Annotated in this window: 24 protein-coding genes; 17 read left to right on the forward strand and 7 right to left on the reverse strand. The window is 50.4% G+C overall.

All coding sequences use genetic code 11. From position 1 onward, the window contains the following. Positions 1 to 223 precede the first annotated feature (223 nt). The 3 genes from JOD24_RS00635 to ectA are packed head-to-tail and all read right to left on the reverse strand — an operon-like array spanning position 224 to position 2,502. Positions 224 to 610 carry an ectoine synthase gene (locus JOD24_RS00635; protein ID WP_380162151.1) on the reverse strand — a complete coding sequence of 129 codons (387 nt, stop codon included), beginning with the start codon at positions 608 to 610 and terminating at the stop codon, positions 224 to 226. A gap of 22 nt (positions 611 to 632) precedes the next feature. Next, positions 633 to 1,865: a diaminobutyrate--2-oxoglutarate transaminase gene (gene ectB, locus JOD24_RS00640; RefSeq protein WP_429246189.1), complete on the reverse strand. Its 1,233-nt coding sequence runs from the start codon at positions 1,863 to 1,865 to the stop codon at positions 633 to 635. A 55-nt stretch (positions 1,866 to 1,920) separates the two neighbouring features. Beyond that, positions 1,921 to 2,502: a diaminobutyrate acetyltransferase gene (gene ectA / locus JOD24_RS00645; RefSeq protein WP_429246190.1), complete on the reverse strand. Its 582-nt coding sequence runs from the start codon at positions 2,500 to 2,502 to the stop codon at positions 1,921 to 1,923. A 201-nt stretch (positions 2,503 to 2,703) separates the two neighbouring features. Between ectA and JOD24_RS00650 the strand changes: the two genes are divergently transcribed. From JOD24_RS00650 to JOD24_RS00700, 11 genes are all read left to right on the forward strand, one after another. Further along, a complete protein-coding gene (locus JOD24_RS00650) occupies positions 2,704 to 3,018 on the forward strand; it encodes a hypothetical protein (RefSeq protein ID WP_380162155.1) in 315 nt (104 codons plus the stop codon). Positions 3,019 to 3,192: 174 nt separating this feature from the next. Further along, positions 3,193 to 3,339 (forward strand): hypothetical protein, encoded by a 147-nt coding sequence (locus tag JOD24_RS00655; RefSeq protein WP_380162157.1) that lies wholly within the window; start codon positions 3,193 to 3,195, stop codon positions 3,337 to 3,339. A gap of 445 nt (positions 3,340 to 3,784) precedes the next feature. Further along, a complete protein-coding gene (gene ehuB, locus JOD24_RS00660) occupies positions 3,785 to 4,654 on the forward strand; it encodes an ectoine/hydroxyectoine ABC transporter substrate-binding protein EhuB (RefSeq protein ID WP_380162159.1) in 870 nt (289 codons plus the stop codon). Between the two features lie 56 nt (positions 4,655 to 4,710). Further along, positions 4,711 to 5,352: an ectoine/hydroxyectoine ABC transporter permease subunit EhuC gene (gene ehuC, locus JOD24_RS00665; protein WP_380162161.1), complete on the forward strand. Its 642-nt coding sequence runs from the start codon at positions 4,711 to 4,713 to the stop codon at positions 5,350 to 5,352. Positions 5,353 to 5,355: 3 nt separating this feature from the next. After that, entirely contained in the window at positions 5,356 to 6,021 is a 666-nt protein-coding gene (ehuD, locus tag JOD24_RS00670) for an ectoine/hydroxyectoine ABC transporter permease subunit EhuD (RefSeq protein ID WP_380162163.1), read from the forward strand. A gap of 27 nt (positions 6,022 to 6,048) precedes the next feature. After that, a complete protein-coding gene (gene ehuA, locus JOD24_RS00675) occupies positions 6,049 to 6,870 on the forward strand; it encodes an ectoine/hydroxyectoine ABC transporter ATP-binding protein EhuA (protein WP_380162165.1) in 822 nt (273 codons plus the stop codon). A 144-nt stretch (positions 6,871 to 7,014) separates the two neighbouring features. After that, positions 7,015 to 7,191 (forward strand): hypothetical protein, encoded by a 177-nt coding sequence (locus tag JOD24_RS00680; RefSeq protein ID WP_380162167.1) that lies wholly within the window; start codon positions 7,015 to 7,017, stop codon positions 7,189 to 7,191. Between the two features lie 230 nt (positions 7,192 to 7,421). Beyond that, positions 7,422 to 9,047, forward strand: a complete 1,626-nt coding sequence (locus JOD24_RS00685; RefSeq protein ID WP_380162169.1) for a spore germination protein — start codon at positions 7,422 to 7,424, stop codon at positions 9,045 to 9,047. Then, the gene (locus tag JOD24_RS00690) at positions 9,037 to 10,155 is read left to right on the forward strand and encodes a GerAB/ArcD/ProY family transporter (RefSeq protein WP_429246112.1); all 1,119 of its coding nucleotides are present in this window, start codon (positions 9,037 to 9,039) and stop codon (positions 10,153 to 10,155) included. Before JOD24_RS00685 ends, JOD24_RS00690 begins: the two co-directional genes overlap by 11 nt. Further along, a complete protein-coding gene (locus tag JOD24_RS00695; RefSeq protein ID WP_380162173.1) occupies positions 10,127 to 11,365 on the forward strand; it encodes a Ger(x)C family spore germination protein in 1,239 nt (412 codons plus the stop codon). Before JOD24_RS00690 ends, JOD24_RS00695 begins: the two co-directional genes overlap by 29 nt. Before the next feature lie 14 nt (positions 11,366 to 11,379). Continuing rightward, positions 11,380 to 11,589 carry a CLC_0170 family protein gene (locus JOD24_RS00700; protein ID WP_429246113.1) on the forward strand — a complete coding sequence of 70 codons (210 nt, stop codon included), beginning with the start codon at positions 11,380 to 11,382 and terminating at the stop codon, positions 11,587 to 11,589. A gap of 258 nt (positions 11,590 to 11,847) precedes the next feature. Here JOD24_RS00700 and JOD24_RS00705 read toward each other — a convergent pair whose 3' ends face one another. After that, on the reverse strand, positions 11,848 to 12,741 hold the full coding sequence (locus JOD24_RS00705) for a DUF1002 domain-containing protein (protein WP_380162628.1): 894 nt from the start codon (positions 12,739 to 12,741) through the stop codon (positions 11,848 to 11,850). Between the two features lie 968 nt (positions 12,742 to 13,709). Between JOD24_RS00705 and JOD24_RS00710 the strand changes: the two genes are divergently transcribed. Further along, a complete protein-coding gene (locus JOD24_RS00710) occupies positions 13,710 to 14,630 on the forward strand; it encodes an iron-hydroxamate ABC transporter substrate-binding protein (protein ID WP_380162179.1) in 921 nt (306 codons plus the stop codon). Positions 14,631 to 14,704: 74 nt separating this feature from the next. Here the strand turns inward: JOD24_RS00710 and JOD24_RS00715 are convergent, their stop codons facing one another. The 3 genes from JOD24_RS00715 to JOD24_RS00725 all read right to left on the reverse strand — a co-directional run bounded on the left by JOD24_RS00715 (position 14,705) and on the right by JOD24_RS00725 (position 18,541). Then, positions 14,705 to 16,027: a CitMHS family transporter gene (locus tag JOD24_RS00715; RefSeq protein ID WP_380162181.1), complete on the reverse strand. Its 1,323-nt coding sequence runs from the start codon at positions 16,025 to 16,027 to the stop codon at positions 14,705 to 14,707. Positions 16,028 to 16,157: 130 nt separating this feature from the next. Beyond that, entirely contained in the window at positions 16,158 to 16,895 is a 738-nt protein-coding gene (locus JOD24_RS00720; RefSeq protein ID WP_380162183.1) for a response regulator, read from the reverse strand. 2 nt (positions 16,896 to 16,897) lie between these two features. Next, a complete protein-coding gene (locus tag JOD24_RS00725; RefSeq protein ID WP_380162185.1) occupies positions 16,898 to 18,541 on the reverse strand; it encodes an ATP-binding protein in 1,644 nt (547 codons plus the stop codon). An 805-nt stretch (positions 18,542 to 19,346) separates the two neighbouring features. Between JOD24_RS00725 and JOD24_RS00730 the strand changes: the two genes are divergently transcribed. Genes JOD24_RS00730 through JOD24_RS00750 form a run of 5 tightly spaced genes read left to right on the forward strand, consistent with a single transcriptional unit; the run spans position 19,347 to position 22,786 of the window. Further along, on the forward strand, positions 19,347 to 19,679 hold the full coding sequence (locus JOD24_RS00730) for a YIP1 family protein (protein ID WP_380162187.1): 333 nt from the start codon (positions 19,347 to 19,349) through the stop codon (positions 19,677 to 19,679). 44 nt (positions 19,680 to 19,723) lie between these two features. Further along, entirely contained in the window at positions 19,724 to 20,008 is a 285-nt protein-coding gene (locus JOD24_RS00735) for a hypothetical protein (RefSeq protein WP_380162189.1), read from the forward strand. Between the two features lie 23 nt (positions 20,009 to 20,031). After that, positions 20,032 to 20,898, forward strand: coding sequence for an efflux RND transporter periplasmic adaptor subunit (locus tag JOD24_RS00740; protein ID WP_429246114.1), 867 nt, complete (start codon positions 20,032 to 20,034; stop codon positions 20,896 to 20,898). Further along, a complete protein-coding gene (locus tag JOD24_RS00745; RefSeq protein ID WP_429246115.1) occupies positions 20,895 to 21,593 on the forward strand; it encodes an ABC transporter ATP-binding protein in 699 nt (232 codons plus the stop codon). The genes JOD24_RS00740 and JOD24_RS00745 overlap by 4 nt, the downstream gene beginning before the upstream one ends. Then, positions 21,590 to 22,786 carry an ABC transporter permease gene (locus JOD24_RS00750; protein WP_429246116.1) on the forward strand — a complete coding sequence of 399 codons (1,197 nt, stop codon included), beginning with the start codon at positions 21,590 to 21,592 and terminating at the stop codon, positions 22,784 to 22,786. Before JOD24_RS00745 ends, JOD24_RS00750 begins: the two co-directional genes overlap by 4 nt. Positions 22,787 to 22,996: the final 210 nt, after the last annotated feature.

A 22,996-nucleotide genomic window follows, 5' to 3' on the forward strand; every position in this document is an offset into this window, starting at 1 on the left:
TTCCGATCGGGCAGGGGCAAAGCCTTATGGAAGCAACACAGGGAAGATGTTGCCCCTAAACGCCCTCCCTCCAGATTCTCCGCTGGGTAGGATGGCAAAGGTCGCTTTGGCAGCACACGACTCCCTTCCGCTGCCCATTTTCTGGTTAATCAACAGCCCTGGTGCTCTTGAAATGACCCTAGAAAGCAAAGAGCGTTCCAGTCTGGAACGCTCTTTGGAAAGGTTAATCAGCAAGCAGGGGATAGGCTCCCTCTTCATCATGGGTTTCCTGTCCGGTGCAGGGCGGGTTGAAGACACAAACCATGCGCAGATCGGTCTCGGCTTCCACCCGATGCCTCTCATGACCGTTTAATGTGTAGAGAGTACCGGGTTGGAGGGGATGGACGTCGCCAGTTTCTCGATTGGTGAGCTGTCCTTTCCCTTCGATGCAATAGACGGCTTCGATATGATTTTTATACCAAAATTCGGAGACGGTGCCGGCTCGGATCTGGGTGTCGTGGAGGGAGAAGCCGACTTGGTCTTTTTTCAGCAACAGACGGCGGCTGGTCCAGGTTTCACCCTTTACTTCATCCTCGGTGCCGACCAAGTCTTCCAGTTGCTTTACGATCATACGGATTCATCCTTTCCCTGGGTTACAAAGTTTTTTTAGTTTCTGTGATGCTATCTTCCAGGATGGTCAACCCTTTTTCCAATCCCTCACGATCGATGATCAAGGGGGGCAGGAGTTTGGCCACTTCATCGTCAGGGCCGGAGGTTTCCATGATTAAGCCGTGTTGGAAGGCTTGGGTGCACACTTTTTCTGCAAATCCTTTGCCGGAGAAGGCGATTCCCAACATCAGGCCTCGTCCGCGAACTTCTCCGTTGAGATCGGGATGTTTCGCGATCATTTGTTCCAAGGAGGAGCGAGTTTCCTCTCCTTTGCGTTGCACCTCTTGTGCGAAGGTGTCCGTCTCCCAGAATCGCAGGGCTTCTGTGGCGGCGAGGAAGGCCAGATTATGTCCGCGGAAGGTGCCGTTGTGTTCACCGGGAGCCCATTGATCCAGATCCGGGCGGATCAGTGTAACAGCGAAAGGAAGGCCAAATCCGCTCAAAGATTTGGAGAGGCAGACAAGATCCGGTCGGATGCCAGCAGGTTCAAAGCTGAAAAAGGTACCGGTACGGCCACAGCCCGCCTGTACATCATCTACGATCAGGAGAATGTCCCAACGACGGCAGATTTGCTCAACCTGCTTCAACCACTCGGAACTGGCGACGTTAATCCCTCCCTCCCCCTGGACGGTCTCCAGGATGATTGCGGCGGGGAGGTCGACGCCGCTTCCCTTATCTTCCAGGTAACGTTCAAGCAGGGTCAGCGAATCCACATCCTCATCGTAATGGTCATAGGGCATAGAAACAGTGTGGCTTAAGGGGACGCCGGCTCCTTTTCGCTTAAAGGCATTGCCGGTGACAGACAGTGATCCCAAGGTCATTCCGTGAAAAGCGTGGGTGAAGCTGATGATGGTGTTTCGTCCGGTCACCTTGCGCGCCAGCTTCAGGGCACTTTCCACGGTGTTGGTACCGGTAGGTCCGGGGAACATCACCTTGAAGTCCAGATTCCGCGGTTGGAGGATCACTTCCTGAAAGCGTTTCAGGAACTGTTCTTTGGCTGGGGTGGCCATGTCCAAGCTGTGGATGATTCCATCTTCAGAGAGGTAGTTGATGAGTGTTTCCTTCATGGCAGGATCGTTGTGTCCGTAATTCAGTGCTCCTGCACCGGAGAAGAAATCGATGAACTCGGTACCCTGAGTATCCCAGAGCTTATAACCCTTCGCCCTTGCGAATACCCTGGGAAAACTGCGACTGTAACTGCGCACTTCCGACTCCATCGACTCAAAAATACTCAGATCTGCTTCAGTCACTTCAGATGTGGATAACAAGATTTTATTCAACCTCCTCGGTTTTTTCCTTCGGCAAATAAGGACCGATTCGGTAAGTCCATTCCGATTCGTGCCCGGGCTGGGGAAACAGGTCTTGCGGGAAACATTCGAAGATTTTGCAATCGGTTCCCAGTTCCTTTGCCAAACTTTTAAACAGTGATTGGGACGGGTGGTTGGAAGGCGAGACCGTCGCTTCTAAGTATCGGACATCGGAGCAGGCATTCCGGGATAGGAGTTCTTGCAAAAGTGCCTTACCGAGCCCTTTTCCTCGCCGCGAGGGGCCGACGGCCACTTGCCATACAAACACAGTCTCTTTTGCTGTCTGGGGTAGAAATGCGGAGACAAAGCCGACAATGTTCCCTTGTGTCTCTGCGATCACGCAGGTTTCGGGGAAAAACTTGCACAGCATGAGGTAACTGTAAGGAGAATTGAGATCCAACACGCCGGCTTTTTGAATCAACCGCCATATTTCGGCTCCATCTGCTTCTTTCGGCTTACGGAATTGCACTGTTTCCCGGATGGATCGGTTCACCCGGTTCGGAGGTTGTGACCTGGTTTGCAGAGTCTGACTGCCGTTAATGGACATCACCCACCTTGCAAGAAAATTTGGATCAATGGGATCCTTCTATATGCTAACGTGAGGGACTCCTATCGTCCAAAGCAGTCTATCCGGTCTAAGTGAGATTAAACCGTCTGAGTCCTGCCAAGAGGGACTGAGAAGCCGTTCTTACAAAAATGCGGCCGGATGGTACCCGATGCTTCCTGTTTGCCGAAGGGAGGCTGGCAGTTGAGGGTTGGAATTGAAACAGGCATTGGACCGCTTTCTGAAAATTTCTCTAGAAGAGATTTGCTGTGGGGCAGGCCTTTTTTAAAAGGGCTTTGCCCCTTTTTCTATGGAATTTTAAATCTATGTATTCCCCATGAGATCAAGGGTTTCGCCTTGAAAAAAAGCCAGTCGAATTTGAATTTGCGGAGGATTCATGACAAAATGATGTTTAATCCCGGACATTCGGTGAAATGTAAAAGCAGGATAGAAGTTCGCGAACTCCACCAGATGGCCCACTTGCAACAGCGATCGCCAAAGAGATCAAACGAGGAGTGAAACTGTGGAAAAGGCAAGAAAAATCGGCGGGTCTCTGTTTGAGAGAGGGCTCCCTATTGAACCGGAGTGCGGATTTTCTAGATGGAAGGAGCAGGGAAACGAAAATAGACCTGGCTCAACCCTTTCATTTGACCCAATGACCGGAAGAAACCAGTCTGATGATCGGTGGTACACATGAGTGCGATCATTCAGGCGAAGGAAGTAGAAGATTTCTTTTGGGCGGGATCGGATGTTCCGATGATCACCCGAGAGGATGTGGATCTCTTTGAGAAACCTGTCTGTTACCTCGGCGCACTGGTCTCAAACAGGCGTGTTGAGTAGCCCTATTTTAGGTAGGAAATAAGGTCGGGGTGGTGGGACGGTGAAGAGTCTTTGCGCTCTTTGTAAGAGATCGTAGCCATCCCCGTTCCCTCAAACAATTTTTTACGATGGGGGTAATGGGAAGAGCGAAAGGGTCGTTTCGTTCCCATCATTCACTTTATGCTTTATCAACAGCCCTGGATCTCAAGGTACACTCGATTTAGTTTATACTGAGAAAATTCGATCTGAGGGCGACGTCTGTCTTCAACTTGTCCAAAATGCTGAGGAAGTGGGGAAGAGGTCCAGCCGGAAGATTCGGACTGGCATGACTGGCCGAGGTTGCCATCCTTTTGCGGGGTGAACTCATCGGGAATCCTTCGGGAAGGCGTCCGCTTCACCATCCGGGAGGTGGAGAGACCCTGGTGGTCTGTCCTGTGGGTGAGTCGAAATTAAAGGAGGAGACGCCTTGGATTGGTTTTTTAAAGTGGCACTTGCATTTGCTCTCGTCGGTTCTTTGGCAGGTTGTGGGTTGGATCTGGGAGGATCTTCTGGATCTACTCTGGAGAAAGTGAAACAGGAAGGAAAGATCCAGGTGGGATTTGCCAACGAAAAACCCTATGCCTACCGGGATCAAGACGGGAAGGTGACAGGTGAAGCTGTGGAGATTTCACGTGAGATCTTCAAACAGATGGGAATCAAAGAGATCGATCCGGTGTTGACGGACTTCAGTCAACTGGTCCCCGGTTTGAAGGCGGGGCGGTTTGATGCGATCACTGCCGGAATGTACATCACTCCGGAGCGATGCAAAGAGGTGACCTTCGCCAATCCCGAGTATCAGATCGGGGAAGGACTGGCGGTGAAGAAGGGAAATCCGAAAAAACTCCACAGTTATGAGGACATCGTGGGTCAAAAGGATGTCAAAGTGGGAGTGATGCGCGGAGGGATTGAAGTCAACTATCTGAAAGATATGGAAGCGAAGGAGAGTCAGATCAAGCTTTATTCCGACCAACCCTCCGTGGTTCAGGCCCTCAAGTCGGGGCGGGTGGATGCGATCACCATGACCGGTCCCTCTCTAAGGGATGTGCTCCAAGCTCAGGGAACCGACGGAATTGAGATTGTGGAAGACTTCAAACAACCGGTGATCAAAGGGGAAAGTGTTGTCGGCTATGGTGCCGCCGCTTTTCGCAAGGATGATCAGGAGATCCAACAGAAATTCAATGAGGAACTGGATAAATTAAAAGAAAACGGAAAATTGCTCGATATTCTGGAAAAATTCAACTTTGCAAAAGAGAATCTTCCCGGAGACCATACTCAGGAAGAAATTTGCAAAGGGTGAAAGAAGAGGGGGAGTCGCTCCCCCTTGCTTTTTGAAAGGAAGTGATATTCATCGGTGTGTTTTCGCAAGTGATGCCGTTGCTTCTGGAGGGGGCTGTGGTTACGGTCCAACTGCTGGTCATCGCCGGGATCCTGTCCTTTGTGATGTCCTTTATCGGTGGATTTGCCCGCTTATCTCGGTTTGCCCCAGTCCGCTGGCTATCTGGGGGAATCATTGAGTTTTTCCGCGGCACATCCTTATTGGTTCAGCTCTTTTGGTTGTATTACGCATTGCCGCTTTTGGGCATCAGTCTCCCTTCTGGGCTGGTCGGGATCGTCGGGTTGACGCTGAACTACGGATCCTACGGTTCCGAGATTGTTCGCAGTTCCATCCTGGCCATCCCAAAGGGGCAGACGGAGGCGGGCATCGCCCTCAATATGACCCGGGCCCAACGGATGCGGAGTATCATTTTGCCTCAGGCTTTCCGGATCATGCTCCCTTCCTTCGGCAATCAGATGATTGAGTTGTTAAAAGGGACGGCGTTGGTCTCCTTGGTAACCATTTCCGATATGACTCTCAACGTGATGCAGATGCGGAACACCGTCGGCCATGACACTCAGATTCTAAGCTTGCTTTTGGTAGCTTACTTCATCATCGGCTATGCGGTGACACTGGTCTTCCGGTGGCTGGAACGTCGGTTCAGCGCGGGGAGGGTGTGACAGATGGATTGGAATTGGGATTTTACTTGGCATGAGGTGCTGCCAGAATTGCTGTCTGTCCTTCACGTCACCATCGAAGCCACCTTCGGGGCCTTTGCCTTCGCCTTGGTTTTGGGTCTGATCCTCGCTCTGGGACGTCGCTCCCGTCATCGGTGGATCTCTTGGCCTACCTATGGATTTGTAGAATTTTTCCGGACGACACCGTTGCTAGTTCAACTCTACTTTATTTTCTTTGTTTTCCCCGATCTGTTCGGATTGACGTTGCCCCCCTTGGCAGCGGGCATTTTGGGTCTCGGAATCCACTATAGCACCTATCTGTCGGAGGTATACCGGGCTGGAATCGAGTCGGTACCCCAAGGTCAGTGGGAGGCGGCCATTGCACTCAATTTTTCCCCTTGGAAAAAATGGAAATCCATCATTTTGCCCCAGGCGATCCGGCCGGTGGTGCCTGTGATGGGCAACTACCTTATCGTCTTGTTCAAGGAAACGCCTCTGTTGGCGGCGATCAGTGTGGGAGAGCTCCTGGGCACCGCTCAGAGTATCGGGTCCAATACCTATCGTTATCTGGAGCCGATCACCCTGGTGGGGATCTTTTTCCTGATTCTTAGCTACCCGACCTCCCTACTGGTCAAGCGCTTGGAACTGAAACTGGATCTAAATCGCAAGTGAGGAAGGAAGTGAAGGAATGTGACTGAAATGGATACTTTACAGCAGACTGACGACAAGGAGCCAATCATCAAATACCGGAATATCTGCAAATCCTTTGGGGATCATCAGGTTTTAAAGGAAATCGATTTTGACCTTTATCCCGGTGAACGCGTGGCGGTCATCGGTCCCAGTGGGTCTGGGAAAACGACCCTGGCCCGGTTGCTTATGACTCTGGAAAAGCCTTCGGCCGGCACGATCCAGGTGGACGGTCGCCAACTGTGGCACAAGGAAGTGAAAGGAAAACTGGTTCCCGCCAACGAGCGGCATTTGCACGATGTGCGGGGGGACATTGGCATGGTGTTTCAGCATTTCAATCTGTTTCCACACATGACGATCTTGCGAAATTGCACAGAAGCCCCTATCAAGGCGCTGGGACTTTCGAAAAAAGAAGCGGTGGAGCGGGCCAAGGAGATGCTGGACAAAGTGGGGATGCTGGACAAAGTGGATCAATATCCAGTCAATCTTTCCGGGGGTCAGCAGCAACGGGTGGCCATTGCCCGGGCGCTGGTGATGCGTCCCAAAGTGATGCTCTTCGACGAACCTACCTCCGCTCTGGATCCAGAGACCGTCGGGGAAGTACTCCATGTGATCAAAGATCTGGCCAAACAAGGGGACATGGCGATGCTGTTGATCACTCATGAGATGAGTTTCGCCTGGGAAGTGGCAGATCGGATCTGCTTTTTCGATGATGGAAAGATTTTGGAGCAGGGTCCTCCGTCACAAATTTTCACTCAACCGAAGACAGAACGTCTCCAGGAATTTTTGAAACGGTTCCACCTGAATGGAACCGCCTCTCCGGAGATCCAATGAGTAGAAAGCCGTCGGCATAAAACCGGCGGCTTTCATCTATTTTTGCAATTCTCCCGGAACTGTCAGCTGAGTGGACTGAAAATCATTTCCCGATGCGAATAATATCTATAGAGTAATTTGTCCCAAGGGAGAGGGTGGGCTACTGTGAACAAGAGAAGGATCCAATTCATTTCACTACTGATCGCGCTGACACTGTTTGTGATCCAGAACCAGGACACAGGAACTGCCCATGCCTTTTCTAAACCGAATCAACCTTTGGAAAAGGTGAAGGAAACCATCGAAAAGATCACCCATTCCTTAACCTCTTCCGATCCGAAATGATCTGTAATGATAGTGTCGGCTTCAGGGTGAAGATGGGAGTCTTTAAATAAAAGGAACAATCAACCCCGGTCTCCGGGGTTATTTATGTTGGCTATCTTACGATGGGGCCGAGAGGACGAGCGAAAAGTCAGCTTCATTCATCCACCGCCGAATGATATGAAGTTTGTTGTATAACTGGTATATTTCCCCTTTCTCCTTGGAATGTTAACAGGGGACAGGGGGGTGGGGGGATGTCTTGGTGGAAGCGGTGGTTCAAGGGTTCTGGTAATCCGTCTTCGGATCTTCAGGGGGAAAGGGCGGTTCCTGAGGAGTCTTCTCTTGACTCCAGACTGGAAGAGGTTCTACGACAGGTGAGTGATCTTCTGGGGGAAAACGACGATCTGGTCATCCGTCGTTTTTCCTTGTTTGGGCAGCGGGAGGCGGCATTGATCTATTTTTCCACTTTGGTCGAACCGGATCGGGTCCATCGGGATATATTGAAGCCTTTGATGCGGGTTCCCGCTGAGAATGAAGAAGTTCGGCTCACAGAGGAGGATGTGCTGGGAGAGGTACTCCACTTTGGTAAATATCAAATCGCGGATCAATTGTCGGATGTGGTGGATGAGATTCTGAAGGGAAGCACCGCGGTTTGGGTAGATGGTTTTCCCAGTGGGATCCTGCTGGAAACTCGAAATGTGGAAAAACGCTCGGTTAGTGAACCGCAATCGGAACGGGTGTTGCGGGGTTCCCGAGAAGGGTTTATCGAGCAGTTGGATGCCAATCTGTCCCTCCTTCGCTACCGCTTGCCCAACCCTAACTTCACGGTGAAAAGACTCACCATTGGCACCCAGACCCGGTCCAAGGTGGCTTACTGTTATCTGCAGGATGTGGTACAACCGGCTCTAGTCCGGGAAGTGGAGGATCGGTTGCAGGCGATTGAGATCGATGGAGTGTTGGAATCAGGATACCTGGAGCAGTTTATTGAGGATCACCATTTATCTCCTTTCCCTCAGGTGGCTAACACCGAACGACCTGATGTCGCGGTGTCTCAACTGTTGGAGGGACGGGTGATCATCCTGGTGGAGGGTTCTCCCTTTGTCCTGATGGTTCCAGTGGTGTTCGCCCAGTTTTATCAGACGCTGGATGACTACTCGGAGCGATTCTTGATCGGGAGTTTGATCCGTCTGATCCGGTTGCTGGCCATTCTCTCATCATTATTTTTCCCGGCGATCTATGTCTCTTTGGTCTCTTTTCACCCAGAGCTGATTCCCACTGATTTTGCCGTGGCTGTAGCGGGGGGCCGGGCGGGAGTACCCTTTCCGGCGATCGCAGAAGTATTGTTTGTGGAGATCTCCATGGAGATTCTGCGAGAAGCGAGTATCCGTCTGCCACAGCAGATGGGTAGTGCCTTTTCCATTATTGGGATTCTGGTGGTGGGGCAAGCGGCGGTGGCTGCCGGTTTTGCCAGCCCGATCACCGTGGTGATCGTCGCTCTGACCACGATCGGCTCCTTCGCGGCTCCTGCCTATAACATCTCCATCGCCTTTCGCATGCTCCGTTTTCCCATTCTCATCCTGTCCGGGATTTTTGGATTGTACGGGGTGATGGTGGGGGCTGTGATGATTGCCAACCACATGCTGTCCCTTCGTTCTTTCGGAGTTCCCTACCTGACTCCGATCTCCCCGGAAAACAAGCGGGGTTGGTTGGACACTCTGATCCGGGCTCCCTTCTGGATGTTGAGCAAACGTCCCGCTTTTCTCCACCCTCTGCATCGTCAGCGGGTGGGCATGATTCGAAGGCTGAAAAAAGCAAGGAGTAATACACTGGACCCCATAAAAGTGGGGAACGAGAGGCGGGAACCCCAGGATGGAATCTAGTCGGGAGATTACCGTACCCCAGCTGACGGCGATTCTGATCAACGCCATGATCGGAGTGGAGGTTTTTCACCTGCCCCAGTCTGTGATCCAAGCAGCGGGAACCTCGGCCCCACTGGCCGTGATCCTAGGTTCACTGTTGGGTCTGGCCGGATTGTTGACATGGGTAGCGTTAGGGGAGCGCTATCCCCGTCGGTCGGTGTTTCGCTACAGTGAAAGCCTCATCGGTTCATGGCCAGCCCGTTTTTTCAATCTGTGCCTCCTGCTGCTGTTTGCGACATTAACCGCCTTGGCGGCACGGGAGTTTGGGGAGGTGGTGGTCACCTACATCCTGAAGCGAACCCCCGTGGAAGTCACTGTGTTGGTGATGTTGGTCTTGGCGGCGGTTCCCACCCGCAACGATCTGAACACCTTTGCATACATCCAACTTTTTTATCTGCCCTTGATCTTGACCCCGTTGCCGTTGATTCTGTTTTCTGCTTTAAAGGATAGTCAGTTTTACTATATACAACCTTTTTGGAACGGGGATCTCTCGGGGATCCTCGGTGGTATGTTGGGGGTGTTCGGTCTGTTTCAGGTGGGGTTGATCCTCACTGTAGTGATGCCGGCGATGCGAAAACCTCGTTTGGCGAAGAAATCAGTCTGGTGGTCAGTGGCGATCACAGGCGGGTTGTATCTGATCGTGGTTACTGTGGTGTTGGCTTTTTTCGGGGAAGCCGAAGCTCGCATGATCCTGTGGCCGACGCTGGAATTCAGTAAATCCGTCGTTTTTCCGGGAGAGTTTCTGGAACGGCTGGATGCTTTGTTATTGGTGGTCTGGGTGTTCGCCGTGTTTACCTCCCTTTTTTCCGGGTACTATCTGACGGTGCACGGGTTGGCTCATCTGTTGCATTTGCGAGATCACCGGCCCCTTTCTCTGTTTGCTCTGCCTATTGTCTATGGTGTGGCGATGATTCCTCAGAATGTGTTGCAAGTGGGAGCCGTGATTCGCTGGGTGGGGAGAACAGGACTGATCCTCGCTTTCGGATATCCTCTCCTTCTGTTGTTGTTCCATGGGTTACGGAGCAAAGGAGGGAAGCGAGATGCTGAAAAAACAGCATCTTCCACCTAATATCGCAAGGTTGATGCTCTGCGTCTTGTGCTCGTCTCTGTTGACAGGGTGTTGGGATCGGATTGAAGTGGAGGATCGGGCTGTAGTGCTGGCGATGGCGATCGATCCAGTGAAAGACGATGAGCAGTTCCAGGATGAGGAGGTCACCCATGAGAGGGGACAGGAACCTCGGGGAGGAAAAATCCGGGTGACGATGCAGATCGCAGTGCCTGGCAGGCTTCCCCTGGGACCCTCAGATGGAGGAGGGCAAGGGGGAGCCGGAGAGACCAAACCGGTCTGGGTACTTACCACCGAGGCCTATTCCCTGGACGATGCCTTTGCCAATATGCAACAACAGGTGGCGGATCAATTGTTTTTCGGCCATTTACGTGTGATTGTGATTTCTGAGAAGCTGGCCCGAAGAGGCTTACAAGATATCAATGAAACTCTGCGCAGACAACCGGAAGTGAGACGGACAGCCTGGATGTTGGTAACCAAAGAGGATCCTGGCCGTTTGATGAAAATTTCCCCTCAGTTGGAGCGGGTGCCGGCGCTCTATCTGTATGATATGGTCGACCACGGCGTTCTCTATGGAAAGCTCCCCCGGGCCAATCTGGGGATTTTCTGGCGGTCGGTATCTGCTCCGGGGCAGGAGGGCTATGTGCCGATGGTGGAATCCCGGAAGCAGGAAGATGTCTTTACCTCGGGGCTGGCTTATTTCCGGGGAAATCGGATGGTGGGAAAGACAGAACCCTTTCAAATCCCTCTGTTTATGGAAGTGATCGGGGTGGAAAATGCCGGTTATTCAACTCTTTTTCCCCTTCCTGGAAAGCGGGGCTGGGTTGCTTACCAAGGGACAAGCCGGAGGACTGAGATCCAGACTTTCATCAGAAATGGGAAACCTCGCATCAGAGTTAAAATCCAGGTGGAGGGGAATCTTCATGAAAAAATCCGGGATCCCCGGGGGAATTTCGACCAGGAGACCATAAGGAAGTTGGAAAGGATCATCGCCCGGGATCTTCAGATGAAGGTTCAGGATCTCATTCATGAAACGCAGCAGAAAGGTTCGGATATCTTCGCCTTCGGCGAATATGTGAGAAGTGAGTATCCCGATTTTTGGAGACGGAATGTCGAACCCCATAGGAAGGGATGGGAGAGATGGTTCAGGAAGCTGCCTGTGGACATCCAAGTGCGGGCGAAGCTCCGGCGAATCGGGTCCGAGGCCAAGTGAGGAGGTGGAAGCCTGTGCTGGGGTTGTCCAATATCGGTTTTATCCCCTATCTGATCGGTCTGTTGTGGATCACCGGGCTCTTGATTCTTCGATTTGACTCAAGGATGTATGAGATGGCCGAGATGAACCGAGAACAAAAAGCGGCCCAAATCACCGGGTGGACCCATCTGTCCTTGGGCACTCTCCTGATGCTGGTCACTTGGCTTTTCAAATGGATCCAGTGATCAGGAGCATTGGATAGGTCACGCAGGCCTCCTTGTTCCTTCGCATCCAACTGAATAACCAGACACGCCCAAAATCGGGCTCCATTTCTGGAGCTGGGCTGGTCAGGACGGGATATCACTTCAATCCCATCCCGCTCCGATGTTTTACCACGTTTTCGGAACAACTCTTGCTCTTCAAACCCGAGGGGACCGTCTCTTAAATGACCAGACATCCTTAAAAAAACCCCGCAAAGCAAGGGCTCTGCGGGGTTTTGTCATTTATTTGCTGGAGAAGGAATCGGCGAGGCTGCTGAATAAATCACTCAGCCAAGCCGTGAATTGATCAAACCAGCCTTGGGCTTCCTCGGAGTTGACCAAACCTTCCAGCTGTCCTTTCAGTTTGTCGAGTTGATCTCCAAAAGACTTCCAATCAATGTCCAGTTGGGAGAAGTTATACATGACGTTGGTGATATTGGTGATATCTTGATTGTTCAGGTTGATATTCAAATCACCGGCAACATTGACGACGATGTCACGAACTTCTTCCTTGCTTTGCGGCTTTTTATCAGCGATATTCTCTTTAACCTCAGTCATGAATTGGGCGGCTTTATCCTTGTCTCCGATTTTTTCGCCCAGCTCGGAGGTGCGATTCATCTCTTCGTTAGCTACTTCCCGCTGTTCTTGGCTGATTTCGGTGTTGGACACTTTCTCAAAGGCCATCATGATCCCGGTGAGAGCAGCGGTTCCAGTGACAGGTTTCGGTGAAGTGACATAGACTTCGGCGTCAGTCACACCGGCGGTAAGCAGAGCGTTGGCATACATTTGCTCACTGACGCGGGTGACGTTGTTCGCTTTCACCCGAATCCCGGTTCCTTTTTCCGCCAAGGTGATCTTGGCGGAAGAGTAAGCGTTGTTGTCTCCGCCACCGCTATTTCCGGATCCACCGGTTCCGCCTTGGAGGTATTTGCGGATGTCATCGATGCTGACATCAATGGTCTCCACACCGGAGTCGGCCTTCATCTCCTGGAGGATGGACTGGCGTTGCTCCTGGGTCAAGTCGGCCCCCAGTGTGACTACGGAGTCTCCAGCCACTGCGTCGGCGGATACGGTCTGGGGAAGCGCGGTGGCAAACAAGAAGATGCCGATCAGTGCAAACAAGCTCCATTTTTTCACATTCAAGTGGAAAAACCCCCTTTTCTTCACCATCAGTAACGAGGTCGGCCTTTTAGAAGTTTCCAGTTCGCAGACCTTCACCTCATTGTACCGTAAATCTTACTATTAAAAGTGACATCCTCGCAAATGGTTATAAAATGTCAGGGCTGTTGATTAACCAGAAAATAGGTGGCGAAAGGGAGTCGTGTGCTGCCAAAGCGAGACCTGGGAGCGGAAGCGACTCTGGCGAGACTTGTGCCCTGTGGGTGCAAAGCGACCTTTGTACCATGGGCACTACAAGCCAAAGGAGCTGAAGCTCTGGATTAAGGTAGCGCCATGGGCACTACAATTTGAAATTAAGGATGCGCCACAGGCACTACAATCCAAAGGAGCTGAAGCTCTAAATTAAGGTAGCACCACGGGCACTACAATCTCGATAGCAAGGTTGCCATCCTACCCAGCGGAGAAGTCTTACGAGAGGGCGTTTAGGGGCAACATCTTCCCTGTGTTGCTTCCGTAAGGCTTTGCCCCTGCCCGACGGTCAGATTTGGAGCGGCCAGTTTTCACTTCCTTGCCGGATGGCAACGGTCGCGTGGGTGAACACAATCTCCCCACCTAAAATATGGCTAATCAACACGCATGATAAAATGCAGTAAAAAATTCCGCTAGGAGTGGCTGTACGTTCCCCTCGTTCATTATCTATTGGACCGGGTTTCACATTCGACTTAGTTCTTCTTCCCTACCGGTCTCTCATTCAAAGAAGTATCCTGATTCATTGTCGATCTGGGGCATGGCGGATGACAGATCAGATAGGTCAGCTGGCAGGATCACCGATTCCTTGTAATCGTAATGGCGATATTGATAATCGTTATCACTGAATGCTATGATGATGAGGGGAGGAAGGTTTTGACCTCCTCATTGTGATCAGGGTCTTTATAACCCCCCGATCGACACACATCCAAACTTAAGTAAAGGAGAAGATTACCCGAATGAAGAAATGGCTCATTCCCATATTGATAACCTCCTTGGTGATGTTCAGCGCTTGCAGTCCCCAAGGGAAGAGTGCAGAAGACAAGGAATCCCAAAAAACGATCATCTATCAATCGGAAAAGGGTCCCGTCGAGGTACCCGCTGACCCGAAACGAGTCGTGGTTCTCTCGTCGTTCGCCGGTAACGTCATGGCGCTGGATGTCCATTTGGTCGGTGTCGATTCATGGTCCAAAATGAATCCACGCTGGAAAAAACAGTTGAAAGGGGTATCTGAAGTTTCTGATGAAAATATTGAAAAGATCATCGAGCTCAACCCGGACTTGATTATCGGTCTCTCAAACACCAAGAACTTGGCGAAGTTAGAAAAGATCGCTCCCACGGTAACATTTACATATGGGAAAGTGGACTATCTGCAGCAACATATCGAAATCGGAAAATTGCTCAATAAAGAAAAAGAAGCGACTGCTTGGGTGAAAGATTTCAAGGAGCGGGCCCGAAAAGCAGGCCAAGAGATCCAAGGGGAGATCGGTGAGGATGTGACGGTTTCTGTCATCGAAAACTTCGATAAGCAGCTCTACGTTTTCGGTACCAATTGGGGACGGGGTACAGAAATCCTTTACCAGGAGATGGGGCTGAACTTACCGAAGGCAGTAAAGGAAAAAGCATTGAAATCCGGATATCATGCGTTGTCTTCAGAAGTGCTTCCTCAGTTTGCCGGAGACTACCTCATCATCAGCAAGAATGATGAGGTGGATAGTTCGTTTATGAAAACCAATACCTATCAAAATATTCCAGCGGTGAAAAAAGGGCGTGCCTTCGTGGTAAATGCAAAGGAATTCTATTTCAATGACCCCCTCTCACTGGATTACCAGCTGGAAGTCTTCAAAGAAAAATTTCTGGGTAAACCCGAAGCAGACTGATCCCTAAGAGGTAGAGCAGAGTAAAAAGGCACCCTTTTCCACCGTAAAAAGGGTGCCTTCCAGTATTGTTGTATTTATATATGAATCACGCCGATCAGGACAGCAACAACCAGTAGAATCAGACTGATTCCCCAGAGCCAGAATATGCTGTAACGAATATGCTTGCCCATTTCCAGATTCGCCAGGCCGAGTGCCATCCAGAGTGCAGGGGAGAAGGGACTGACGAAGGTACCGACAATATTCCCCACAATCATGGCATAGGCCATAGATAAAGAACTGATGCCAAAGCCGCTGCCGATCTGGTCTGCCACAGGAAGCAACGCGAAATAATATGCATCTGTACTCAAGAGCAGATCAAATGGCATCCCCAGTACACCGAGTACGACATGCAAATAAGGACCTACAAACTCCGGCATGATTTTGACCGTATTTTCAGCGATTCCATTCAGCATGCCTGTACCAGACAAAATACCCAAAAAAGAACCCGCAGCCAAAATGATCGAAGCCATCGTAAGTGCATTAGGGGCATGGGCTTTGATTCTGGCGGTCTGATCTTTGATTTGGGGATAGTTCAGCGGCAGAGCAATACATAAGCCAATCATAAAGGCGAAACCGGCGGGAATGATGCCCCAAACCAGCACACCAATGACCGCAACCGTGAGAATCACGTTGAACCACAACATCTTGGGGCGAGCCAGCTGATTTCTTTCGCTGGTCTTGTCCTTCGTTTTTTCAAGCACTTCGTCTACAGCCGCTTGGGCATCGACCACACCGTATTTTTGTTCAATGCGCTTCTTTTCCCTGAATCCCAGGAAAATAGCCAGGATAAGCATCAACACCAGGCCAATGATTTGGATCGGGATGAGGGGGTGCCATAATTCCGTTACATCTATTTTCAACACCGATGCCGTTCTGCCCAGGGGGCCAGCCCATGGCAACATATTCATCACACTGGCGCTTCCGCCGACGAGCAGCAACAGCAGATATGGATTCATCCGCAAGCGCTGGTACAGGGGGAGCAAGGCGGGAATTGTAATCAGAAATGTGGAGGCGCCGGAGCCGTCCAAGTGTGCGACTGCGGCAATTAAAACACTGGCAACACTGACTGTAATGACATTTCCCCTCGACCAGGCTACCATCTTGTTAATCAAGGGATCAAATAATCCGACATCTTGCATCAAACCGAAATACAAAATCGCAAAGATAAACATGACCACGACACTGATGACGTCTCCAATACCTTCATCGAAAAAGTCACCAATCTGCTCAAACCCGAATCCTGCCGCAAGGGCCCCGATGATCGGAATCAGGACCAATGGAATCATTGGTGTGAGCCGACCGCTCAACAACAAGCCAACAATAATCAGAATCGTAATAAATCCGATGATACTTAACATCTTTTTTCCTCCCTTGCGCGACGATGAATGCGCTTCCAAATGGAAGAAACCTAATCAGTTCGTTCTTTTGGAATATAGGGAAATATATCATATGGAGGGGATGAGGATAAACATTCTCTCCATAATGAATTTAATCCCCATTCCTTTCATTTTGTTCATAAGTGCCACGGATCAAATATTGTCGTTCCGGCCTGCCGACGGTTCCGTACTTTAAGCTTGGCCGGAGCATCCGGGTAGATACCAAATATTCCAAGTATCTACGTGCGGTGGTATGCCCCATCCCGGTTTGCTTACTTAATTCCACCGCTGTGATTCCTTCTTTTGTTTGACGTACTAATCCGATGACTTCATGCAATGTAATCGGGTCGATTCCTTTAGGCAAGTCTCTCTTTTTTGTTGCAGGGGGGCGCTCTTCCTCTTCGAATGATGTGCCGATCAAGTAGTCAATCTCTTTCTGGTGAACTTTTTTTCTGCCTGCGAGGAAAGCCTGTTTTTCTTGGAAAGATAAAAGGGATCGCTTCAGTCGGCGGGCATCGACGGGTTTGATAATATAATCAAACACTCCGCCGACCCACGCGTTTTGTACCGTGTCGGATTCTGTAGCCGCCGTTACCGCAATCAAACTGATGGTGGGGTACTGCCGACGTAGATAGTGGAATAAATCCAGCCCTTCTACATCTGGGATATAAATATCCAGCAAAATCAGATCCGGCAATGGACCGCCGGACTGCAAAAACGCCTTCGCGTCTTTCGCAGTCCGGGCTTCCTGGATCACCGTATATCCATCTAAATCTTCTACAAACTGCCGATGAATGGCCGATATGCGAAAATCATCTTCGATCACCATCACTGTTACAGGATATGCCATCTTTATTCTCCTTCTTTTGGAATCGTCATCACAAAACAGGCTCCGCCCCCATCACTCTGCTCCACGGTGATCTCGCCCCCTACTTCATGTATCAGATACTGTACCAAAGCTAAGCCGGTTCCGCGATGTTCCCCTAGCTTGGTGGAGAATCCTTGCTGAAAAATAAATGGCAGGCTTTCTTCTTCGATGCCGGGACCCTTGTCACTCACTTCTACCAATACATCCTCACCTATGTCCGTAAAAAAGATTTCCACCCTTTTTTCAGCCTCCTGGGGCTGCTGTTTGAGCGCTTCCATAGCGTTATCCAACAGATTGCCCACCCCGGTCAGAAGTGCCTGCTGTTTTTTTCCGGACCATACCGTTTGCAATTGACTTTCCGGCTGGATCGTCATGTGTATATTTAGTTCGTTTGCTTCATTCATTTTCGATTGCAGTAGCCCGGATAGAAGAGGATCGCGGACGTTTTTCAATAGGAACTCGGTCCATTCGTGCTGGAGGTCTTGCTCCTGCTTGATAAAAGAAATAGCTTCTTCATATTGACCCAATTGTAAAAGTCCCAGCATGATAGATAATTTATTGGAAAATTCATGGGTCTGGGCCCGTTGGGCATGGGCATACTGCTTGATTTGGTTCAATTCATTAGTGATAGCTTCCATATCCTGTTTTTTGCGCAGGGTAGCCACGCCCCCGATCACTTCATCACCGTCTAAGATCGGTACTTGGCTGACGAACACAATGTGATCGCCAACGATCATTTCCCGGTTGCTCATGTTTTTATTTTCTGTAAACAGCTGCGTATGAGGGAGTACTTTCCGGATAGGCTGACCTATAGCGGATTTGGGGTTATCCAGGAGGCTCTTCAGGATATCCTGTGCTGCATGATTGATCATCGTGATGTTTCCAGCAGCATCGATCGAGATGATCCCTTCCTGTGTCGATCGTAAAATCGCTTCTTTTTGATGTAGCAAATAAGAGATTTCTTCGGGTTCCATATTGGAAAGGAGCTTTTTTAGAAAATGGGCGATCAGGATTGCGCCCAAAATGCCCAGGCAGATAATCAAGACCATGGTTATCCAGATTAACCTGCTTTGATTGGTAACAATCCCGCGGACATGTTCATTTAAAAATCCGACAGAAACCACACCGATGGGATGCCCGTCTGCATCCAGCACAGGGGTTTTGCCACGGATGGATAATCCCAGGGATCCCACATTTTTAGTCACATAGGATTTTCCTTTTTGGAGTGCTGGGTCATTGTCTCCTCCTACCATCTTTTTACCGATGCGGTCGGTATAAGGATGGGAATATCGAATTCCATTTTCATTACCTACTACGATAAACTGCGCGCCGGTCTCTTTGCGAATGGGTTCCACCAGTTCTTGTATGGTCTCTGCAGGATCCTCTCGCTCAAAAGCCTTTTGCAACTCTGGCATGTCAGCAACGGTCTGGGCAAGACCCAGCGCCCTTTTCCCTACCTGATCTTCGATCATTCCGGAAACAAAATGGTGCAAAAACAGGGAAAAGATAATGAATATCCCGACGATCAAAACACTGATGGCTACAATCAACTTCATTTTTAAATTGAAGGTGACACGCTTTAGACCCGGTTTGTGTTTGTTTTTCTGTTGAATCGATCTCTGGCGCATTTTCATTTCCCCTTCTTACAACGGATCACGGTCCAGTCCTCAGGGCTGTTGATTAACCAGAAAATGGTCGGCGGAAGGGAGTCGTGTGCTGCCAAAGCGACCTTTGCACCATAGGTACTACAATTTGAAATTTTAAGGATGCGCCACAGGCACTACAATCTAAAGGAGCTGAAGCTCTAGATGAAGGTAGCACCACAGGCACTACAATCTCGATAGCAAGGTTGCCATCCTACCCAGCGGAGAAGTCTTACGAGAGGGCGTTTAAGGGCAATATCTTCCCTGTGTTTCTTCCGTAAGGCTTTGCCCCTGCCTGATGGTCAGATTTGGAGCGGCCAGTCATTACTTCCTTGCCGGATGGCAACGGTCGCGTGGGTGAACACGATCTCCCCACCTAAAATATGGCTAATCAACAGGCCTGTCCTATCCTATATTTTAGATTTTTTCAGGAAGAATGCCGACATCACACTGGATACAGTTTTACACAGGGCTGTTGATTTAACCAGGAAATGAGTGGAGGAAACGAAATTGACCTTTCTCTCTGTCCATTGCCCCCATTGTAAAATATAGCTTGAGGGGTCGGGATGGTGGGACGGCTACGATCTCTTGCAAAGAGCGCAAAGGCCAATCAAAGCCCCACCATCCCGACCTTATTTCCTGCCTAAAATATGGCTAATCAACACGCCTGACTTTTGCAAAACTTTTTTGAGTCGGTGGCAAAGATTGTGTGTTAAGATGCTTATGAATGATATGGAATAAAGCGAGAAGGATGGAAGTACGAAGGAATGACCAAAAGGAGGTTATTCCCTTGTCCGATTTGCAGACCTCTGCACAGGAGGTAAAGAAGCCTTCCCTGTTTGGAGTGTTGTTTTCGCCGACTGAACAGTTTGAACGAATACGGAATAAACCCCGATTTGGCATGGCGCTGACCATCGTGATCGTACTCAGTGTGATCATTACTACACTTACTGGTCTAGCCCTGGCAGAGAATCCCGTCTATTTGGAAAAGGCGGGGGTGGAGGAGGCCGGACTGCCGCCTGAAGCTGTTACTGCTATTACAGTCGGAGGCATGATGATTGGAAGTTTGGTCGGAATCCCGATCAGTCTTTTGTTGCGCAGTTTGTTCCATTCTTTTCTCTGAATACGCATGTCTATTTTCTGCCGCTCCTCGGCACCTTGGTCTACATGGTTTATCTGTGGGCGACAGGTGGTGGTGGGACGGATCCGGAAACGATTCCCACCAGTTTGGCCGCCTTTGTTCCTGCAGAGGGTTATCTCAAAGGTCTGTTAGTCGGGATTGAAATTTTCGCTATTTGGGAACTGATCTTAATTGCGAGCGGTCTGTCCATCGTCGGTCGCTTATCTAAAGGGAAAGGTTGGACCATCGCCCTAATTATTTTTGCTGTGTCTCTCTTCCTCATGGCCGGGATTACCGCCGTGGGGGATATGGCCAACTCCATGACACCATAAACGTATCTGGATGGGGGAAGAAAATGACTAAAAAAATTGGAATCGGCTTGGGGGTTGTTCTCCTGATCGGACTGGTGGTGGGTGCCGCCATCCTTAAAAATCAGGCACAAAGTGTGGAAGTCACAACGGAAAAAATGAAGGAAACCGCAATCCATGAAGAGGTGACCACATCCGGCAGTTTGATGCCGAAGGAGATGCAGTCCATCTATTACCGGCCGGAAATGGGGGAGTTTGACAAGATTCCGGTGGATGAGGGGGACAAAGTGAACAAAGGGGAAGGGATTTTGCGATATAAAAACCCTTCCCAACGAGTAAAAAGTGGTCTGCGGGGGACCGTGATTCAGGTGAATCCACCGGGAGCCACCGGTGACGAGAGTCAACCGGCGGTGGTGATCGCCGATTTGAAGCGATTGGTGGTTCAGGCGGATGTAACAGAATACGATGCCTTGAAAGTGAAAAAAGGACAACGGGTCACCTTGAAATGGGATGCGGATCCCAGCAGGGAATGGACTGGAAAAGTCAGCCGTGTCGCTCAATTGCCCAAACACTCTGGGGCGGAGGGGACCGGAAAAGAGTCGGATCAGATCAAATATGAAGTGGAAATCGGTTTGGATAAGAAAATCCCTCTGAAACTGGGTTCCCGGCTGATGGCATCCATCCGGACCGATGAACAAAAGGTGAAGACCGTTCCCCAGACGGCGTGGGTTCGAAAGAATGACAAAGACGGAGTCTTTGTGGTGGACAATAACCGAGCGGTCTGGACAGAGGTAGACCCGGGGATCTCCGATGGAAAACGGGTGGAAATCCGGTCTGGTTTAACTGGGAAAGATGAGGTTATCATCGATCCCCCGCAAGATCTAAAAACCGGAGTGGAAGTGACAGCCCCATGATTCGGCTGGAGGGAATTGAAAAAACCTATCAAACAGGAGAAGTGGACGTTCCCGTCTTAAAGGATATCTCGCTGACGATCGAAGAGGGAGAGTATGTCTCCATCATGGGACCCTCCGGTTCTGGAAAGTCGACCCTGATGAATCTGATCGGCTGTTTGGACCAGCCGACGGCGGGAAGTTACGACTTGAACGGAAAACAGGTCAGCCAAGCGGATGAAACCGTCCTCGCCCAGATCCGAAATCAATGGATCGGGTTTGTGTTTCAGCATTTTCATCTGTTACCCCGGATGAGTGCCCAGCAAAATGTGGCACTGCCCTTGATCTATGCGGGAACCACCAAGACGGAACGGGAGAGACGGGCCGAGGAGGCGCTGACCAAAGTAGGCTTGGGTGACCGGAGGCACCACCGACCCTCCGAGCTGTCCGGAGGACAACAACAGCGGGTGGCGATTGCTCGTGCCCTGGTGAATGAACCCCATCTGTTATTGGCGGATGAACCCACCGGTGCATTGGATACCGTCTCAGGAGCCCGGGTGTTAGATTTGTTTGACGAACTGCACCGGGAAGGACGGACGGTGGTCGTAATCACTCATGATCCGGAAGTGGCCGAGAGGGCACAAAGGCAAGTCGTGATCCGTGACGGCCGCATCATCGGGGACTCCATCCAGAGAAGAGGGAAGGAGGAGATCCGGTGAAACTGCTTGAGAATCTCAAGATGGCATTGGATTCCATCCGATCCCACAAGATGAGAGCGATCTTAACCATGCTGGGGATCGTGATTGGAGTGGCCTCCGTCTTGATCATTGTGGCCATCGGTCAGGGGGGGACGGAGGAGCTGACCCAAGCTTTCGCCGGTGCTGGCAACACCGTAAATGTGATGCCCAATGATGAAGCCCTGATCAACAACAATGGACAAGTGCCTCCCGGTTTCTTCACCGAACGGGATGTTCGGGATCTGGAAGGACTCCCCGGCGTGAAACAGGTGGCTGCTTCCAGTTACGAGATGATGGATGTTCGGTATCGGAAAAAGGAGAGCGAAGGGGCGATGGTGTTCGGGGTGAACAACCATGCCTTTATGGAAATGGACGGTCAACAGGTGGACCGAGGCCGTTCTTTCCAGACCGCTGATTTTCTCAGTGGAAATTCCGGTGCCGTGATCAGTCACAAACTAAAAAAGGATCTCTTTCCCAATGAAGATCCGGTAGGGGGAATTATCCGGATCGGAACTCAGCCGATTCAGGTGATCGGTGTATTGGAAGAGCCCGAGGGGATGATGGGATCTTTTGACCAAGCGATCATCTATTTACCTTATCAGACCTGGCGGGGAGTTTTGGGTAAAAGCCAGATCAACCAATTAACCCTGCAGGCAGAAAGTGCGGAACGGATCAAAGAAGTGGGGGATTCCGCCATCCAGGTACTGGAGCGCAACCATCAGACTCAAGGGGATTATGAAGTGATGAACCTGGATCAACTGGTCAAAGGGATTAACCAAGTGGCCAGTATCATGACCATGGTGATCGGCAGCATCGGTGGCATCTCCCTACTGGTCGGTGGAATCGGTGTAATGAACATCATGTTGGTATCCGTGACGGAACGTACTCGGGAAATTGGAATCCGCATGTCCTTGGGAGCGACACGGAATCAAATACTCACCCAATTTTTAATCGAGTCGGTCACACTGTCCATTCTCGGGGGCCTGATCGGAATCTTGCTGGGTTATGGGGTGATCGGCCTGATCGCGTTGCTGTCTCCTTTACCGGCGGTGATTTCCCCATGGGTGACCTTGGGCGCGGTTTTGTTTTCCGCCCTGTTCGGTGTCATCTTCGGCTTATTGCCCGCCAATAAAGCTTCCCGCATGAACCCGATCGAATGCCTCCGCTACGAATAGTACGACGGATTACATCCCCCCTTTGCTGAAGGCGATCGCAAGGGGGGATTTGTCATTACTACAGGCCTGATTCATATCATGGGAAAGGGAAATAGGAAATTCTGATGTCTACAGTATTGCATAGACAAATCACATCCCTTTTGAATACGTATAACTTAAAACAATATCATATTTTTCGCGCACACTTTTTATACTAGTTGATGTAGTTTA

The organism is Kroppenstedtia sanguinis, assembly GCF_050433445.1.
Classification (GTDB): Bacteria; Bacillota; Bacilli; order Thermoactinomycetales; family DSM-45169; genus Kroppenstedtia; species Kroppenstedtia sanguinis.